The following is a 17,324-nucleotide window of genomic DNA, read 5'->3' on the forward strand; positions in this document are numbered from 1 at the left end:
AACGCCGTATGGACGTGCGCAGGCACTTTTCAGACAGCGCCTGATCCTGATGCCGTTGCGCGCCCCCCTGTCCACCGGGGTCCTGGCGCTACTGCTCGCCGTGGTGATGATCGCCCCGGCGGCAGCGTCGAACCGCGCCGCGGCGACTCCCGCGATCGCCACCCTCGACTGGCCGCTGGCGGAGACGCTGCTGGCGCTGGGCGTCAATCCAGCCGGGGTGGCACAGATCGACGCCTACCGCGAGTGGGTGGGCGAACCGGCCATTCCCGCCGAGGTGGCCGATCTCGGCCTGCGCGCCCAGCCCAACCTGGAGCTGCTGGCCAGCCTCGAGCCGGATCGCATCCTGATCTCGCCCCTGTTTGCCGCGCTCGAGCCGCGGCTGTCGCGCATCGCACCGGTAACCACCGTCAGCCTCTACGCAGCGCCGGGCGATACCTGGCACAACCTGCGCGAGGCCACTCGCAGGGTGGCGGCCATCGCCGGGCGCGAACAGGCCGGGGAGCAGTTGATCAACGCCACCGAGGCGGCGCTGAGGGAGAAACGCCGACGCCTGCCCGAGCACACACCGCCGCTGCTGCTGGTGCAGTTCATGGACGCCCGCCACGTGCGCGTTTTTGGCGAGGGCGGACTCTACCAGGCGGTGCTCGATCGGCTGGGGCTCGACAACGCCTGGCACGAGCCGACCAATGCCTGGGGGTTCTCGCTGGTGGGCCTGGAGCGGCTACTCGACTTCGACGATGCGCGCATCCTGGTGATCGAACCGCTGCCCACCGGCGTCGCCGAGACGCTGGACAGCAGCGGCCTGTGGCGCCACCTGCGCGACACCCGCCAAACGCCGGTACTGTATCTGCCGCCAGCGTGGAGTTTCGGTGCGCTGGCCTCGGCCAGGCGCTTCGCCGAGCTGTTGACGAATGCCCTGACGGCGGACACCGGGGCGTCGCTACCGGCGCCCGGGAGCACGCCGGATGCCTGACATGGCGCGCGCCGTGACGCCGGCCAGGCTCTGCCTGCTGCTGTCACTGCTCATGCTGATGTTGGCAGGGCAGGGCCTGACGCAGCAGGTCTCGTTGCAGGACGGCCTGCAGGCACTGCTGCCGGTGAGCGCCGAGGCCGGCAGCGGCGTTGTGGTGACGCACTACAGCTGGTGGCCGCGCCTTTTCATTGCGCTGCTGGCGGGCGCCGGGTTGGCACTGGCCGGCGTACTGATGCAGCAGGTGCTGCGCAACCCGCTGGCGGCGCCCACCACCCTGGGCGTCGCCAGCGGCGCCAATCTGGGGCTGATGGCAGCCACCCTGCTGGCGCCCGGGCTACTGGTGATGGGGCGTGAATGGGTGGCGCTGGCCAGCGGGGGACTGGCCATGGGAGTCGTGTTTCTGCTCGCCTGGCAGCGCGGGCTGGCGCCGATGGTGGTGGTGCTGGCAGGGCTGGTGGTCAACCTGTACTGCGGGGCGCTGGCGATGGTGCTGCTGCTGTTCCATCAGGAGGCGCTGAGCGGCCTTTTGATCTGGAGCGCCGGCTCGCTGGCGCAGAGCGGCTGGGACGGCGTGATCTTTCTGTGGCCGCGGCTGCTCATTGGCGCGCTGTTGGCTGCTCTCATATTAAAGCCGCTGAGCGTTCTGGCACTGGAGGACAGCAACGCCCGCGCCCTGGGCGTATCGCTCAAATACCTGCGGCTGGTGAGCCTCGCGCTGGCGGTTTTTGTAACCGCCTGCGTGGTCAGCGTGGTGGGCATCATCGGCTTCATCGGCCTGGCGGCGCCGGCCATCGTACGACTGGCCGGGGCGCGACGGCTGGGGCCGCGACTGGTGTGGTCGAGCCTGCTCGGCGCGCTCTTGCTGGCCGTGACCGATCTGCTGCTACAGCGCTTTGCCGGCGCCCTGCCGACCCTGATTCCGACCGGCGCCACCACCGCCGCGCTGGGCGCCCCGCTGCTGCTGTGGCTGATCCCGCGTCTCGGCCTCGGCGCTGGCCGACCGGCCACTGCCGCCGCGCTCCCTGTGCGCCGCGCCACGCCCGCTCTGCCGGCGATACTGAGTGCAGCCCTGCTGGCCGCAACCGCCCTCGCCCTGCTCTCCGGCCAGAACGCCGAAGGCTGGCAGTGGCTGCCGGGGGCAGGCGATGCAGCGATGATTCAGTGGCGAGCGCCGCGCCTGCTGGCCGCCGCCGCCGCCGGCGTGCTGCTGGCGCTCGCCGGCACGCTGATCCAGCGCGTCACCGGCAACCCCATGGCCAGCCCCGAGGTGTTGGGCGTCAGCGGCGGCACGGCGATCGCCCTGATCCTGGCCATCCTGCTGATTCCCGGCGCCGGTCAGTGGACCCTGATCGGCATCGGCACCCTCGGAGCGCTGACCACACTGGGGGTGCTGATCGCGCTCAACGGCCGCAGCGGTTTCCTGCCCGAGCGGCTGCTGCTCAGCGGCGTCGCCATCACCGCGCTGTTCGATGCGGTGCGCCATTTCATCCTTGCCGGCGGCGACCCTCGCGGGCAGCAGATCATCGCCTGGATGTCGGGGTCGACCTACTACGTCGACCTGCCCACCGCGCTCATCATCATCGCCCTGGCCCTGCTGTTCGGCCTCGCTACCCTGCCGCTGTCGCGCTGGCTCGACCTGCTGCCACTGGGCACGCCCACGGCCCGGGCGCTGGGCGTCAACACCCGCTACGCGCGGCTTGTCCTGCTGGGGCTGGTGGCGCTGTTCACCGCCTGCGCCACCCTGGTGGTCGGTCCGCTCTCCTTCGTGGGCCTGCTGGCGCCACACATGGCGCGCCTGCTGGGCTTCTCCCGCGCCCGCTGGCACCTGTTGGGCGCTGCCCTGCTCGGCGCGCTGCTGATGATCGTCGCCGACTGGCTCGGCCGGCAGCTGCTGTTCCCCGACGAGATTCCCGCCGGGCTGGTCGCCTCGCTGCTGGGCGGCGCCTGGTTCATGTGGGGGCTGCGCCGGCTATAAGCCCGGACCGCAAGTGATACGAGATGCGTCGGCCTCGATAACAACATGATTATCGAAAACTTTAACTAACTGATTAAATAGGGAAAAATAAAAAAACCCGGCAGGCCGACATCACGCCAAGGTCGTAATCTCATCGACAGCCATCTGCTGCATACTGGTGTTGAAGGTCACCATGGCGTAAGCCACCCCGCTGACCGTACTGCCACCGGCACAGAAGTGAAGAGGGATTGTCATGATCAGGGAGATCGGCGGTGTTGCCATTCAGACCACCCACCGCGCCAGCTGCCACTGCGGGCGGGTCTGGCTCGAGCTGGATCTGCCGCGCGGGATCGTGCGCCCCGGCCACTGCAACTGCTCGATCTGCCGTCGCAAGGGGACGCTGACAGGCAGTGTGCCGCTGGTCGGGCTCAGGGTCATTCGCGACGACGACGCGCTCAAGCGCTATCGCTTCAACAACGGTGCGGAGGAGCACTACTTCTGCGCCCACTGCGGCATCCATACCCACCACCACACCGCCTGCGATCCGGAGCACTACAGCTTCAATATCGGCTGTCTGGACGGCATCGACCCCTTCATGCTGGAGGCCGATATCGAGCCCAACGCCGGCGCCGGCCTCTGCCGTGGGGCGGGCTAGCCGGCGCGACGGCGAAGCTCGGCGAGCGCGCGAACATGCTCGGGGCCGGTACGGCAACAGCCTCCGATCACGCTGGCGCCGGCCGCCAGCCAGCGCTCGGCATCGGCGACAAAGGCCTGCGGCCCGGCCATGTCGCAGCACCAGCTGCGGGACGCGGCATCATAGTGCCCACCCGCATTGGGATAGGCCACGATGGGCAGGTCGGTATGAGCCCTCAGGGTGGTCACCAACCCCTCGACGTATTCAGGCGCAGTGCAGTTGATACCGATCGCGGCAATGCCCGGCCGGCCCTCCAGCGCAGCGGCACATTCGGCGATCGGCGTGCCATCGCTGATGCAGTGCGCGTCGCGCGCCGAAAAGGTGATCCAGGCGCTGGCGGCGGGCATCTCTTCCAGCAGGCCGGCGATGGCCAGGGCTTCCTCCAGCGACGGCAGGGTTTCCACCGCCAGAAGGTCAGGCTCGGCTTCCAGCAGCAGCCGGAGTCGCGGACGGTGAAAATCGGCCAGCGCAGCGCGGCCGATGTCGTAGTCGCCGCGGTATTCGCTGCCGTCAGCCAGAAAGGCGCCATAGGGCCCCACCGAGGCCGCGACCAGCGGCGCGATCTCGCAGCCGTGCTCGGCCACGAACGCATCGCGCGCCTCGCAGGCCAGCTGCACCGAGCGGCGGATCAGCTCATCGGCCCGCTCGGCCGACAGGCCCAGCCGCATAAAGCCCTGACGTGTCGCCTGATAGCTGGCTGTAATCGTACAGTCCGCGCCGGCCTCGAAGTAGCTGCGATGCACCCTATGGATCTTTTCCGGTGCGTCTCGCAGCATGCGTGCCGACCACAGCGCATCGTTCAGGTCGCAGCCCAGCCGTTCCAGCTCGGTCGCCAGGGCCCCGTCGAGCAGCATGAACGGACGACGCCCGAGCAGCCTGTCGACGGAATGAAAACGTTCGGATATTCGAGACACGGATACGCTCCAGAACCTTTCAGGGCACGACGTCGCTCAGCCGCGAGTGGCCTCTACGGCGGGCGCGCGGCTCAGCGCCGCCATTCTCGCGACCGCCTCCAGCAGCACGTCGTCGGGGACGCTCAGCGCCATCCGCACCAGCTGTGAAGCGCTCGGCCCGAAAGCCGCCCCGGGCATGACCGCGACATCGTATTCTTCCAGCAGACGACGGGCGAAGGTGTCACCGTCCATGCCGGTTTTCGACACATCCACCATCAGAAACATGCCGCCGCGGGGCAGGCTGGCAGAGAGCTCGGCGATCTCGCCCACGGCGTCATACACCAGTTGCGCCCGGCGTCCCAGCGACTCACGCAGCCGTTCGGCGGTATCGAACGGCTCACGCAGTGCTGCTTCGGTCATATCGGCGATAAACGGCTGGTTGCCGAACAGCATGGTCTCGGAGATCGGCAGCAGGCGGCGTGAAAACGCCGCCGGGCCGATCGACCAGCCGCTGCGAAAGCCGGTGGCAGCGTGGCTCTTGGAGATCGAGGAGACCACCACGGTACGCTCGCGCAGGGCGTCGATCTCCAGCGGCGAGACGAACTCTCCCTCGAAAATCAGCGCCTCGTAGACTTCGTCGCAGACGATCCACAGATCATGTTCGATGCAGATCTGCCCCAGCGCTTCGAGGGTGGCACGATCCAGCACCGCCCCGGTGGGATTGTGCGGGGTATTGAGCAGCAGCACGCGGCTGCGCGATGTCAGCGCCGCGCGCAGATCGTCCGGCTGCATGATGAAGTCATGCGCCATATGCAGCGGCACCAGCTGCAGGTGCGCGCCGGCCGCACTCGCCACGCCCTCATAGGTGGCGTAACAGGGGTCACCGGTGAGTACGCCGTCCCCCTCTTCGACCAGCGCCAGCATGGTGGCAAACAGCGCGGTCTGGGTGCCGGGAAAGCAGAGCACATTGTCGGCGCCGATGCCGGGCAGGCGTGGCGCATAGGCGTCCACCAGCGCACTCACCAGGTTCGTTTCGCCGCGCCCGTTGGAGTAGCGCGTGCGGCCCTTGCGCAGCGCGGTAACGCAGTGCTCAACCAGCTCGGGGCTGGTGGCGATATCGGGTTCGCCAATGGTCAGCTCGATGATCTCGTCGCCGGCGGCGACGCGCTCGCGGGCGCGATTGTGCAGTTGCCATTTATCTCCGCCAAGGTGGCCAAGACGTTCGGTGATCGACGCATAGCGCATGGTTCAACTCCTGTTGTCGGTGGTACTGATCGCGCCTGCGAGCGAATCGGCAGGGAGCCCGAGTATCCCTTCGGCGGCGGCCAGCGCGATCGTCGGCAGCGTGCCGACATCGTAGAGGCCGTGATCGAGTGAGCCTTCGAGCCACAGCCCGTCGATCAGGGCGTTGAGAGCAATGGCATAACGGCTGCAACAGGCGGGCGTCGCCTTGCGGTCATGGGCCACCAGCACGGGATGGATCAGTGCCTCCAGGGCGACCAGAAACTCGCGATAGCTGTCGCGATGAACAGCGGCATAGCCGGGGTCGGTACGCACCCGACCGATAAAAGTGGCCCACAGCGATACCTTGCCGGCCGACAGGTTGGGGGGCGTCACGTTGGCCACCACGAAGCGTGCCAGCTGCGCCTGTGGCTCACCGCCGTCGGCCTCGGCAGCGCATTTCGCCGCATGGGTCAGTTCACCGATGAGCAGCTCATAGGCGGCCTGCACCATCTTCTCCTTGCTGCCGAAATAGTGGCGAATCAGGCCCGCGGTGACATCGGCCCGCTGCGCGATCTGGCGTGCGGTGGCGCCTTCGAGCCCCTGTTCGGCAACGCAGGCAAGCGTTGCCTCGAGCAGACTCTGGCGACGCTCATCCTGTGACCAGCGCTGAAAATTCTTGCGTTCCACGCGACTATTCTCTCACTGTTATACCGTCGTATAATAAATACAAGCAATGGTCATTGGGAAGGCCCGAGTGATGACACAATCAATACAAGTGAACGGGAGAGACACATTGGGACGAGAAACCGTGGTCGAGATCATCGACCTGCACAAACGTTTCGACGATCACGACGTGCTCAGGGGCATCAACCTGACTGCCCGACGCGGCGATGTCATTGCCATTATCGGCGGCTCGGGATCGGGTAAATCGACCCTGCTGCGCTGTATCAATCTGCTGGAGGTCCCCTCCGCCGGCGAGATCGCTATCGAGGGCGAACCCTACCGCATGAAGCACGGGCACAGCGGTATCATGAAACCGGCCGATGCCCGCCAGGTGGCGCGCATTCGTTCACGGGTCGGCATGGTGTTTCAGAACTTCAATCTATGGCCCCACCGCACGGTGCTGGAGAACGTGATCGAGGCACCGATGATCGTGCATGGTGTCAAAAGAGGTGACGCCATCGAGCGCGCCACGACCCTTCTGGAGCGCGTCGGACTGGCGGATAAAAAGGACAGCTGGCCCGGCTTTCTTTCCGGCGGTCAGCAGCAGCGTGCGGCGATCGCCCGCGTGCTGGCAGTGGAGCCGATGGCGATGCTGTTCGATGAGCCCACCTCGGCGCTCGACCCCGAGCTGGTCGGCGAGGTGCTGGCGGTGATTCGCGACCTGGCCGGCGAGCAGCGCACCATGCTGCTGGTCACCCATGAAATGGCCTTTGCGCGCGATGTGGCCACCCATGTCGTCTTTCTGCGCGACGGCGTCATCGAAGAGCAGGGGCCACCGCAGCAACTTTTCGAAACCCCGCAGTCGCCTCACCTGCAACAGTTTCTGGGACGGCTGTCGTGAGCCTTCAGCTTCCCGTCGGCACGCGACGCTCCAACCAGCGCAGCGCAACGATGAGAATCCCACTCAGGCAGAGATAGACCGCCACCATCAACAGCAGCGGCTCATAGGTCAAAAAGGTCGCCTGACGTACCCGGGTGATCACGGCGTAAAGATCCATCACCGAAATCGTGGCCACCAGCGGGGTGGATTTCAGCTGCAAAATGATTTCGCCGGACAACGCCGGCAGTGCGCGATGCAGTGCCCGCGGGAACCAGACACGACGAAAGATCTGCCGCGAGGACATGCCAAAGGAAGCCGCGGCCTCCAGTTCACCGCGCGGCACCCCGGCCAGCGCGCCGCGCATGATCTCGCCCTGGTAGGCGGCGAAGGAGATGGTCAGAGCGACGAAGCCGTAGGGCCAGGCCTGGCGCAGATAGTCCCACAGCCACGACTGGCGGATCTCGGGATACTGCGCGAAAACGGCACCGAGACCGTAGTAGAGCAGCCACATCTGCAAAAGCAGTGGCGTCCCGCGCACCAGCGTGCAGAATGCATGGGCCGGCCAGCGCAGCAGCGCCGCGCCGCCTGCCTGGGCAAGCGCCAGCGGCAGGGCAAACAGAAACCCGACGACCACGCTGGCCACCAGCATGATCAGCGTCATCTCGAGGCCCTGGATGAGCAGCGGCAGATAGCGCGGCAGCCAGCGCCAGTTCATCCCCACCACGGCGGCGATGACGCCGGCGACGAACAGTGCCGCCAACACCAGCCGGTGGGGCTGGCAGAGCGCCGCCAGCAGACGTGTCGTGTGCCGGTAAAAGGGCGCAACCAGCGTCGCGCGCGTCTGCATGTCAGCCACGGGCTCTCCTTTATCGCGCCGCCACGAGGCCGCGCCGGGCACGCCGCTCCACGCGTCGCAAAATGAAATTGGACACCAGCGTCAGGCTCAGATAGAGCGCCCCGGCACTGAGGAAAAACAGCAGATAGGCCTGGGTCGCGCCGGCCGCCTGGCGCGTCACCTGGGTCAGCTCACTAAAACCGATCACCGCCAGCAGGGCGGTATCCTTGGTGGCAATCATCCACAGATTGGCCATGCCGGGCAGCGCATGCGGCACCATGGCCGGCAGCGTCACCCGCCGATGCACCTGGCGGGGCGACATGCCGAACGCCTGCGCGGCTTCGATCTGACCACGCGGAATCGCCTGGATCGCGCCGCGCAGCACTTCGGTGGCATAACCGCCCTGCACCAGCCCGATCACCAGAATACCGGCGGCCAGGCCGTCGATATCGAACCCCTGATAGCCCAGCGCCTGTGCCCCCTGCCGGGCCAGATCGGTGCCGACGTAATAGAACAGCAGCATCAGCACCAGCTCGGGTACGGCGCGAATCACCAGGGTGTAGATCTCCATCAGATCACGCACCAGGCGACCGCCGTAGAGCTTGCCGATGGCGCCGAGCACACCGATCACGATGCCCAGGCAGTAGCCCCCCGCCGCCAGCTGCAGTGAGCGCATGAAGCCGACCAGCAGTACCCGGCCCCAGCCGGGCGGGTTATAGGCGAGAAGCGAGAAGTCGAAAACGGTCGTCATGATAACGGCTCATCCCGTGGCGGCAGTGATGAACAGCCGCCCGTAACGGGCGGCTCGAGGTGACAGCTCACTCGCCGTAGATGTCGATATCGAAGTAGCGCTCTGAAATCTTCTGGTAGGTGCCATCGCTGCGGATAGCGGCAATCGCCTCGTTGACCCGGGCAAGCAGGTCGGTATCCGATTGGCGCAGGCCGACGGCCACACCCGCACCGAGAATGGCAGGATCGGCCGCCACGTTACCGCGGTACTCACAGCAGCGCTGGCCCTCGTCGGAATGGATGAACGGCTGCATCGCCAGGGTATCGCCCAGCACGCCGTCGAGGCGACCGGCGACGAGATCCTGCAATTCCTCGTCCAGCGTCTGATACACCCTGATGGCGCCTGCCGTGCCGCCGAAGTGGACGTAGGCGTAATCCTGCTGGATGGAACCGGACTGGACGCCGATGATGGCGCCCGAGACGCCCTCCGGCGTCGGTTCGATGTCGGTGGAATCGAGCGCCACCAGTCCGGTCGGGGTGTCGTAATACTTGTCGGAAAAGGCGATCTGTTTGGCCCGCGCCGGGGTCGCCGACATCGAGCCGATGATCATATCGATCTTGCCGATATTGAGCGCCGGGATAATTCCCTCCCAGGCCAGCGGCACGATCTCGCACTGGGCGTCGAGGCGCGCGCACAGCTCATGGGTAAAGTCGATCTCCCAGCCGTGCCACTCACCCGAGGCGTCACGGCTGTAGAAGGGGGGATAGGGCTCGGCCGAGATGCCGACCCTGTAAGTGGTTTCGGCATTTTCTTCAGCCAGTGCCTGGCCTGCCAGCAGAGGGATCATGGCGAGCAGCAGCAGAGACAGCGTCTTGAACATGGTGAATTCCTTGTTTGTTGTTGGAACCGCTACCGGCGCGCCGGTAGCGTTCATTTTTAGCCGTTTGCAGCGGGGCAAACGACACGCCGGGAACCGGTCGGCCGGGGTGTTGCAATCACTCAGCGGTTATACGAAAGTAGCTTGTTATACGACAGTACAACAACGATGGCGAGATGCAAAGACTGAAGTCACTCGTATTTCGCGCTGATTCAGGCTCCGGATGACGACTTTCAAGGGAGTACAAGCCGATGGTGTTTCCATTCAGTCCCGATCAACCTGTCGCCTGGCCCGGCCCGCCGCCGGCCGCCGCCGATGCGGTGGTGATCGGCGGCGGCATCGTGGGCGTGACTACCGCCCTGTTTCTGGCCCGCCGCGGCCTGTCGGTGGTACTGCTGGAGAAGGGGCGAATCGCCGGCGAGCAGTCTTCGCGCAACTGGGGCTGGCTGCGCTGCCAGGGGCGCGACCCGGAGGAGCTGCCGATCGCCTCCGAGGCGCTGGCCCTGTGGCGGCAACTGGCCCGGGAAAGCGGTGAGGATATCGGTCTGGCGCCGGGCGGGGTGACCTATCTCGCTCGCAATAAACGACAGATGGCGGAATTCGAGGCGTGGATGCCCCACGCCCGTGATCACGGGCTCGATACCCGGCTGCTCGATCGTGACGCCGTCGCCGGGCTGCTTCCCGATATGGCGCGATCCTGTTATGGCGCCATGCAGACCCCTTCGGATATGCGCGCCGAACCCTGGCAGGCCGTGCCAGCGCTGGCGCGACTGGCCGCGCGGGAGGGCGTGCAGATCGTCGAGCAGCTCGCCGTGCGCGCGCTCGATATCAGCGCCGGCCGGGTGACCGGCGTCGTCACCGAAAAAGGACGGATCGAAGCGCCGGAGGTGGTGGTCGCCGGCGGCGCCTGGAGCTCGCTGCTGCTGCGCCATCACGACATCGATATTCCCCAGTTGGCGGTACGCGGCACAGTGGTCGCCACCGAGCCGCTGGCGGCGATCCATGACGGCGCCGCCACCGACGACCGGGTTGCCTTCCGGCGCCGCCAGGACGGCGGCTACACCCTGGCCGCCGCCGGTTGGCATGAACTCTTTATCGGCCCGGACTCGCTGCGTCATCTACGCCACTATCTGCCCGCGCTGCGCGCCGACCCGCTGGGCACGCGCTTCAAACCGGCGGCACCGGCCGGCTTTCCCGACGGCTGGCGTACCCCCAGACGCTGGTCCGCGGATGACGTCTCTCCCTTCGAGGTCATTCGCATGCTCGACCCGTCGCCCAACGCGCGGGTGGTCAAACGTCTGCCGCGCGCCTTCGCGGAGCGCTTTCCGAGCCTGGGGCCGGTGCGCGTGCGCGCCGCCTGGGGCGGCATGATCGATGCCATGCCGGATATCGTGCCGATCATCGACCGCTGCGCGGCGCTGCCCGGGCTGACGATCGGCACCGGCATGTCGGCGCACGGTTTCGGCTTCGGACCCGGCGTGGGACGCGTACTGGCCGCGCTGGTGGCCGGAGAGCCGCCCGGTCATGACCTGTCACGCTTTCGCTTTTCACGCTTTCACGACGGCAGTGTCATCCGCCCCGGTCCGGCGCTGTGAGGGCCGTCGGGGGCGCGAGACAAACGCTGACACGATAACGCCTCGCCGGCGGTGGCCGGCGAGGCGTCGATGCGACCGTGCCCGGCCGACGGTCGTCTCACGTCGCGATGCGGGCGACCCCGACTACTGCCGATAGCCGGGGTCGAGCGCCTCCAGAGTACGCAGATGTGCCTGCCACTCCAGCTGCAGGTCGCCGTCGTCGTGGCTCGTCTGTGCATATTGAGCGGTCACCCGATGGGCCACGGGATCCGCCAGCGTGCGCGGCGGCCGCCCCATCGACAGCGTCGCCACCTGGATCTCGCAGGCGCGCTCGAGATAGAAGATGTTGTTGAACATCTCGGCGGCACTGGCGCCGGTGGCGAGCAGGCCATGGTTGCGCAGTACCAGTACCGGTTTATCGCCGAGGCTCGCCACGATACGTTCACGCTCGTCGAGATCCAGCGCGATGCCCTCATAGTCGTGGTAGGCGACGCGATCGTAAAACTGCAGCGCGATCTGGTTGAGCGGCAGCAGCCCCTCCTCCAAAGCGGACACCGCCACGCCGGCGCGGGTATGGGTGTGCATGACCCAGGCGGCGTCATGGCGAGCGCGGTGGATCGCCGAGTGAATGGTAAAACCGGCCGGATTGACCCGCTGTTCGGTGTCATCGACCCGGTTGCCGTCGACATCGATCTTGACCAGCGACGACGCCGTGATCTCCTCCCAGCGCCAGCCGTAGGGGTTGATCAGAAAGTGCCCCGCCTGATCCGGCACCCGGGCCGTGATATGGGTATAGATCAGATCGGTCATGCGATAGTGGGCCGCCAGTCGATAGCAGGCGGCCAGTTCGATACGCGCCTGGCGCTCGGCGTCGCTCATGTTACCGGGGACGTTAGGCTGCGATGTCATCAGGCATCTCCTGTCGGATAGAGAGAGAAGTTCAATAGCCGCGCTGGCGACTGATGCCCAGGCGATGGGAGCCGCCGTCGCGGACTGCTCTGGCCGCCTCGACGACCTGCCGGGCGACGACTTCGGGCAGCGAATCGCTGGCAATATGCGGCGTAATGCGCAGCCGCGAATCGCGCCAGAAGGGGTGATCGGCGGGCAGTGGCTCCTGGCGAAAGACATCGAGCGTGGCACCGGACAGCGTGCCCTCATCGAGCGCCGCCAGCAGATCAGGCTCGACCAGATGCTCGCCGCGCCCGATCTGCACCAACCAGGCACCGCGATTGAGCCGCGCAAACAGCGCGCTATTCAGCACATTGTCGGTCGCGGCGGTCAGCGGCAGCACGTTGACAAGATAATCTGCCCCCTCGGCGGCACGCTGCAGGGCGTCCTCTCCCCAGCAGTAGCTCACGCCATCCAGCGGCGGCTGCGGGCAGCGCGTGGCGGCCACCCGCACCCCGAAACCCAGCGCTACCATCCCCCTGGCGATCGCCCGCCCCATGGTGCCGGCGCCCAGAATGGCTACCGTCACCCCGGCCGGGGCGCGCATCGGCAGCGGCGCCCAGTGTGCATTGCCGGCGCTGCGCGCCAGCGTCTCGAAGGCGCGTTCGTGATGAAGAATTTCATGGGCGGCAAAGCCCGCCATCAGATCGGCCTGATGGGGATCACGCACCCGTGCGATCTCGACGCCGTCGTCCAGACCGGGATGCGCCAGCAGTGCGTCCACGCCCGCGCCGATCGACATCGCCAGCGCCAGTTCGGGATAGGGCGCAAAGGCCTCCTCACCGGGCTGCCAGCAGACGGCAAAGCGAATCTCCCGGGGGTCGTCGACCTCCTCGGGGCGCAGCACACGCACATCCTCGGCGATAGCGCCCAGCGGGGCGTCATAGAGGGCCGCGAGATCGAGCGTATCGCTGAGATAAACGCCGCGGATGACGTTGTCGGAAGTCATGGTCGGTGTCCCTGATGGCAAAAATTGTCGCCTTGTTATTCAAATGTATAACAAAGCGACCGACAAATGCCAGCAGGCCAACCGCAAGGGCACTGTGGATCACATCGCGACGGGGCAGTACACCGACGGCCCCTGCCGGGGTCAGGAGGCGGCGAAAAGGCGCTCGAGAGAGGCCTGCTCCAGTTCGCCGTAGAGCGCCAGCTCATCGTGCACCTGCATGCCCAGCGCCGCTTCGAAGGCATCGCGCTGCGGATCGCCCTGGTGCAGCTGCTCGCGGCTCTCGCTCAGGTTGGAGCGGAAGATGCCGGCGGCGCTGACCGGCAGGAAGTCCTCATAGGTGATCGGCATCGGCCGCACCACGCCGGTCTCGATCATCGCCTCCAGGGTCTCGGGCGTGGTGGCGCGGCGCTGCTCCGGGGTGGCATGCGGCGCAAACAGATAGCGAAAGCGCGCCAGCCCTTCGCGGCGCAGGCGCGTCTCGTCGTCGGGGAAGGCATCAAAGGCGCGCGCCAGCATCGCCTGCCAGGCGTCGTTGTCGCCGCTGTCGTGCTGTCTGGCGGCGCGCAGACAGTCATCGTAGCGCGCCCGCCCTTCGGCGGTGAGTGCCACGCCGCGCTGTTCGATCTCACCGAAGCGAGCAGTGTGGGTGCCCGCCGCGTCGTCGGCGAAGCGGATGTTCTCCTCCAGCGCGCGAAAGCTGGTCTGGCGCAGCAGCAGCGGGCAGTTGCGCGCCGGCGGCCCCTCGATGATCGCCTTGGGGGTGATGCCGCGCTGCGGCATGCGCCTTTGCACTTCGTCGATATCCAGGGTGCGCGGCGTCAGGTGATTGATATGCGGGCCGCGAAAGCAGACCACATCGGCGATCAGGCGATGCTCGGCGTGTAGCGCCCGGTAGGTGGCATGGGGCACGGTGGCATCGGCGTGCCAGCGAAAGGTCGTAACGATCTCGCCGATGAAATCGTCGGCTTCCCCGTCATCGAAACCGCCCTGCGCCTCGTGCTGTTCAAGCAGTTCGAGCGCGCGCGGGGTGAAAATCTCGCGCTCCGCCAGAATCTGCGCGGCACGCTCGCGCAGGCCGTCATCCTCGATCAGCTCGAGGCGTAAAAGCGAGGTAAAGACGCGAAAGGGGTTGCGCGCCAGCGCCGCCTCATCGACCGGCCGGAAGGCGGTAGAGTGCACCGGCACCCCGGCCTGAGAAAGGTCGTAGTACCCCACCGGCGCCATGCCCATCACCGCGAACACCCGCGCCAGCGTCGCCAGCTCCCGCGGCGTGCCGACCCGGATCGCACCGTGGCGCTCCAATGACAGCCGCTCCAGTTCGCCGGCGTCGGCCAGCTCGGCCGCCAGCTGCGGATTGGCCGCCAGTACCTCGCGATTGACCTCGGCGACCAGCGACAGCAGCTCGCCGTAGAGCGGCACCTCCTGCTGATACATCGCCGACATCGCCTGCGAAAAGCGGGTGCGCATGTCATCTGTCGATACCATCGCGGACCGTGTCGTCATGGGGGTCTCCTTCTATCGAGAGGGGAATCTGTCCCTGTCGAGCATCGAAAATTCTATTGCCACATATCAGTATCAGATCAGCAGGCGATGTGGGCTACAAGCGAAAAATAGCGGCAAAGGCCCTGCTGGATGCGGTGGTCGATGACGCTGACGCCACCGTGATCACGCGCCGTGATGCACAGGACACCGTTGTCATGTCGCTGGATTACTACAATAGCCTGATGGAAACGGTGCATCTGCTGCGGTCACCGGCCAATGCCGAACATCTGAACCGCTCGATCGCGCAGTTCAGGGCCGGTCAGGCCACCCGCAGGGCGTTGCAGTACCCTGATGCCGTCACGACGCCCGCGACTTTGGTCGATACGCCCAAAGCGTGATGGCGGGAAACGCAGGCGCCGCTCAGCATAAAGGTGTCCCTGCTATCAGGAGCCCATCATGGACGTCGGTCTCATTACCCCCGAACTGCTGGCGCGCTGCCGGCGCGAGTATCGGGTTCAGCACCAGCGCAGCCAGCAGAGTTTCGATCACGTCGGCCTCGATGATCGCAAGGAGCTGTCACAGCTGGTCGAGCAGGCGCTGCGCGACGGCGACAGCTACGCTTCTATCGCCGAGCGCCACCCCGAAAGCAACCTGACCGAAGGGGAACTGACCGAACTGATTGGCCCCGAACAGGCCCTGCGCGACCGCATCGAACGCTTTCGTCAGACGCCATGACGCACCGGCTTTAGCATCGACAAGAGCCGGGCACTCTTCTCGGCCCGCTGCCAGGGCGCTGCCGTGACAGCTTTGATACTATGTCAGGGCATCGTCAGCGCCACACTCTGCTGCTGCGCTGCCGCCGATGCTTTTCGATACGCTGGTTGATGCAAGTATCGCGTCCCGTTCCCATTCAAGAGATCCCCAAGATGTCACTTGTCGATGCCCTGCAGTGGCGCTACGCCGCCAAACGCCTCAACGGCGAGGCCGTTCCGGAAGAGAAGCTGGAGCGCATTCTGGAGGCGGCGCGGCTGGCACCTTCCTCTTTCGGCCTGCAACCCTGGTCACTGGTCCATGTGCGCAGCCCCGAGCTTCGCCAGCGCATCCATGACGCCGCGGCGCCTCAGCCACAGGTGATCGAGGGCTCCGATCTGCTGGTATTCGCCGTTCACGACAGCGATTTCTACCAGCAGCTCGATCACCATATTCGCCACACGGCGGAGACCCGCGGCATGACGGAGAGCGACCTGGCCGGCTTTCGCGACATGATCAAGGGCACGCTGGATGGCAAGGGCGACCATCAGGCCCACCTGGCCTGGGCAGCGCGCCAGGCCTACATCGGGCTGGGCGTGGCGATCGCCGCTGCGGCCTCGGAGCAGGTGGACGCCTCACCGATGGAGGGTTTCAAACCCGATGCGCTGGATGAGGTGCTCGGCCTGCACGACAAGGGGCTGCGTAGCGTGGCCCTGCTGGCGCTGGGTTACCGCGACGCCGAGCGCGACCAGGGGGCGGGATTCAAAAAGGTACGCCGCTCGATGGAGAAGTTCGTATATCGCCTGGGCTGAGACGGACAGCCAACATCGAGTAGGGTGAGGCGTTACCGCCTCATCCCTCTCACAGAACCGTACATACGGGCCACGTATACGGCTCATGCCATTAACTTACCCCGAACTCGGGGACAGTGATGCCCGTTTTGACCTGGGTTAAGTCCAGCAACCTCAGATCGTCATGCAGGTAGGCGTTGGGTATCGCCAGATGAGCCAGCGGCGACGCCGCGTTACGCCAGCTTTGCATCTTGATAAACTTGAACGGCGGGCGGTAGCCCAGCTGTTTAAGCCTTCGATGCAGCCGACTCGGCTTCTTCCACTGTTTGAGCTGGAGACAACGAAGTCGTCGCCTGATCCAACTCATCATCTGTTTTAGCACCCGTGCGCAGTTCGCTACCCGGAAGTAATTGGCGAAGCCTCTCAGTACAGGATTCAGCTCGCGGACGGTCTCCGTCAGTCCCGCACTTCGATTGCGCTTCGTCAACGCTTTCACTGTCTGCTTGAGCTTCACCACCTTCTTTTCCTGGACTCGGGTGTACCTGGTGTGGATCACCACGCCCAGGAACTTGACCCCCTCATCGCTGTGCGCGATGTGGGTTTTGGTGGCGTTCACTGTCAGCTTCAGTTCACCCTCCAGATAGCCCTGGGCTACCCTCAACGCATTCTCCGCTCCAGCCTGTGAGCCACACAGGATCAGGATGTCGTCCGCGTAGCGGACGATTCGATGACCCCGCGCTTTCATGAACTGGTCGAAGGCGTCCAGGTAGACGTTGGCGATCAGCGGACTGATCACGCCGCCCTGAGGGCTGCCCCGTGCCGTCTCTTCGAGGTGGTACCCCACCATCACGCCGCTCTCCAGGCACTGGCGCAACAGCGACAAGACGCTGCCGTCCGTGATCCGTTGACGGAACTGGCGGATAATCAGGTCGTGGTTTAACGTGTCGAAGCATTTCGACAAGTCCATATCCACGACCCATTCTCGCCGGTAACGGCGAATGAACAACGTCGCCTTACCGATGGCGTGGTGACCACTGCGTCCCGGACGGTACCCGTAACTTGAGGGGTGAAAGTCAGGCTCGAAGAGCGGCTCGATAATACTGCGCA

19 protein-coding genes are annotated in these 17,324 nt (G+C 65.9%); 8 read left to right on the forward strand and 11 right to left on the reverse strand.

Going from position 1 to position 17,324, the window contains the following annotated elements:
• Positions 1–49: 49 nt before the first annotated feature.
• Positions 50–973: an ABC transporter substrate-binding protein gene (locus tag H146_RS0114830; RefSeq protein ID WP_156826843.1), complete on the forward strand. Its 924-nt coding sequence runs from the start codon at positions 50–52 to the stop codon at positions 971–973.
• Positions 966–2,948, forward strand: coding sequence for a Fe(3+)-hydroxamate ABC transporter permease FhuB (gene fhuB / locus H146_RS0114835; RefSeq protein WP_019952676.1), 1,983 nt, complete (start codon positions 966–968; stop codon positions 2,946–2,948). The genes H146_RS0114830 and fhuB overlap by 8 nt, the downstream gene beginning before the upstream one ends.
• Before the next feature lie 111 nt (positions 2,949–3,059).
• Here fhuB and H146_RS22355 read toward each other — a convergent pair whose 3' ends face one another.
• Positions 3,060–3,182, reverse strand: a complete 123-nt coding sequence (locus H146_RS22355; RefSeq protein ID WP_019952677.1) for a hypothetical protein — start codon at positions 3,180–3,182, stop codon at positions 3,060–3,062.
• Between H146_RS22355 and H146_RS0114845 the strand changes: the two genes are divergently transcribed.
• A complete protein-coding gene (locus H146_RS0114845; RefSeq protein WP_019952678.1) occupies positions 3,181–3,582 on the forward strand; it encodes a GFA family protein in 402 nt (133 codons plus the stop codon). The two genes, H146_RS22355 and H146_RS0114845, sit on opposite strands and share 2 nt — an antisense overlap.
• On the opposite strand, the gene mmuM is transcribed toward H146_RS0114845, so the two are convergent.
• The 3 genes from mmuM to H146_RS0114860 are packed head-to-tail and all read right to left on the reverse strand — an operon-like array spanning position 3,579 to position 6,425.
• Positions 3,579–4,535, reverse strand: a complete 957-nt coding sequence (gene mmuM / locus H146_RS0114850; RefSeq protein WP_245558755.1) for a homocysteine S-methyltransferase — start codon at positions 4,533–4,535, stop codon at positions 3,579–3,581. The two genes, H146_RS0114845 and mmuM, sit on opposite strands and share 4 nt — an antisense overlap.
• Before the next feature lie 36 nt (positions 4,536–4,571).
• A complete protein-coding gene (locus tag H146_RS0114855) occupies positions 4,572–5,759 on the reverse strand; it encodes a pyridoxal phosphate-dependent aminotransferase (RefSeq protein ID WP_019952680.1) in 1,188 nt (395 codons plus the stop codon).
• A 3-nt stretch (positions 5,760–5,762) separates the two neighbouring features.
• Complete coding sequence (locus tag H146_RS0114860; RefSeq protein ID WP_019952681.1) at positions 5,763–6,425, reverse strand: TetR family transcriptional regulator C-terminal domain-containing protein; 663 nt, start codon at positions 6,423–6,425, stop codon at positions 5,763–5,765.
• A gap of 70 nt (positions 6,426–6,495) precedes the next feature.
• Here H146_RS0114860 and H146_RS0114865 point away from each other — a divergent pair, with 70 nt between their 5' ends.
• Positions 6,496–7,302 (forward strand): ABC transporter ATP-binding protein, encoded by an 807-nt coding sequence (locus tag H146_RS0114865; RefSeq protein WP_051091030.1) that lies wholly within the window; start codon positions 6,496–6,498, stop codon positions 7,300–7,302.
• Positions 7,303–7,306: 4 nt separating this feature from the next.
• Here H146_RS0114865 and H146_RS0114870 read toward each other — a convergent pair whose 3' ends face one another.
• From H146_RS0114870 to H146_RS0114880, 3 genes are all read right to left on the reverse strand, one after another.
• Positions 7,307–8,128, reverse strand: coding sequence for an ABC transporter permease (locus H146_RS0114870; protein ID WP_019952683.1), 822 nt, complete (start codon positions 8,126–8,128; stop codon positions 7,307–7,309).
• 19 nt (positions 8,129–8,147) lie between these two features.
• Positions 8,148–8,867, reverse strand: coding sequence for an ABC transporter permease (locus tag H146_RS0114875; protein WP_019952684.1), 720 nt, complete (start codon positions 8,865–8,867; stop codon positions 8,148–8,150).
• 67 nt (positions 8,868–8,934) lie between these two features.
• The gene (locus H146_RS0114880; RefSeq protein WP_019952685.1) at positions 8,935–9,726 is read right to left on the reverse strand and encodes a transporter substrate-binding domain-containing protein; all 792 of its coding nucleotides are present in this window, start codon (positions 9,724–9,726) and stop codon (positions 8,935–8,937) included.
• Between the two features lie 248 nt (positions 9,727–9,974).
• Here H146_RS0114880 and H146_RS0114885 point away from each other — a divergent pair, with 248 nt between their 5' ends.
• Entirely contained in the window at positions 9,975–11,318 is a 1,344-nt protein-coding gene (locus tag H146_RS0114885; RefSeq protein ID WP_019952686.1) for an NAD(P)/FAD-dependent oxidoreductase, read from the forward strand.
• Between the two features lie 123 nt (positions 11,319–11,441).
• Here the strand turns inward: H146_RS0114885 and H146_RS0114890 are convergent, their stop codons facing one another.
• The 3 genes from H146_RS0114890 to hglS all read right to left on the reverse strand — a co-directional run bounded on the left by H146_RS0114890 (position 11,442) and on the right by hglS (position 14,697).
• Entirely contained in the window at positions 11,442–12,206 is a 765-nt protein-coding gene (locus H146_RS0114890) for a class II aldolase/adducin family protein (RefSeq protein WP_019952687.1), read from the reverse strand.
• Between the two features lie 31 nt (positions 12,207–12,237).
• Entirely contained in the window at positions 12,238–13,194 is a 957-nt protein-coding gene (locus tag H146_RS0114895) for an NAD(P)-dependent oxidoreductase (RefSeq protein WP_019952688.1), read from the reverse strand.
• A gap of 141 nt (positions 13,195–13,335) precedes the next feature.
• Positions 13,336–14,697 carry a 2-oxoadipate dioxygenase/decarboxylase HglS gene (hglS, locus tag H146_RS0114900; RefSeq protein ID WP_033195768.1) on the reverse strand — a complete coding sequence of 454 codons (1,362 nt, stop codon included), beginning with the start codon at positions 14,695–14,697 and terminating at the stop codon, positions 13,336–13,338.
• Between the two features lie 89 nt (positions 14,698–14,786).
• On the opposite strand from hglS, the gene H146_RS19535 reads away from it, so the two are divergent.
• From H146_RS19535 to H146_RS0114915, 3 genes are all read left to right on the forward strand, one after another.
• Positions 14,787–15,074: a type II toxin-antitoxin system Phd/YefM family antitoxin gene (locus H146_RS19535; RefSeq protein WP_019952690.1), complete on the forward strand. Its 288-nt coding sequence runs from the start codon at positions 14,787–14,789 to the stop codon at positions 15,072–15,074.
• A gap of 58 nt (positions 15,075–15,132) precedes the next feature.
• Positions 15,133–15,411 carry a hypothetical protein gene (locus H146_RS0114910; protein ID WP_019952691.1) on the forward strand — a complete coding sequence of 93 codons (279 nt, stop codon included), beginning with the start codon at positions 15,133–15,135 and terminating at the stop codon, positions 15,409–15,411.
• A 191-nt stretch (positions 15,412–15,602) separates the two neighbouring features.
• On the forward strand, positions 15,603–16,238 hold the full coding sequence (locus tag H146_RS0114915; RefSeq protein ID WP_019952692.1) for a nitroreductase family protein: 636 nt from the start codon (positions 15,603–15,605) through the stop codon (positions 16,236–16,238).
• Between the two features lie 91 nt (positions 16,239–16,329).
• Here the strand turns inward: H146_RS0114915 and H146_RS0114920 are convergent.
• Positions 16,330–17,324, reverse strand: a 995-nt coding sequence (locus H146_RS0114920) for a reverse transcriptase domain-containing protein (RefSeq protein ID WP_019952693.1), incomplete at its 5' end; no start/stop codon positions are given.

Source organism: Kushneria aurantia DSM 21353 (assembly GCF_000382245.1).
GTDB classification, from domain to species: Bacteria; Pseudomonadota; Gammaproteobacteria; order Pseudomonadales; family Halomonadaceae; genus Kushneria; species Kushneria aurantia.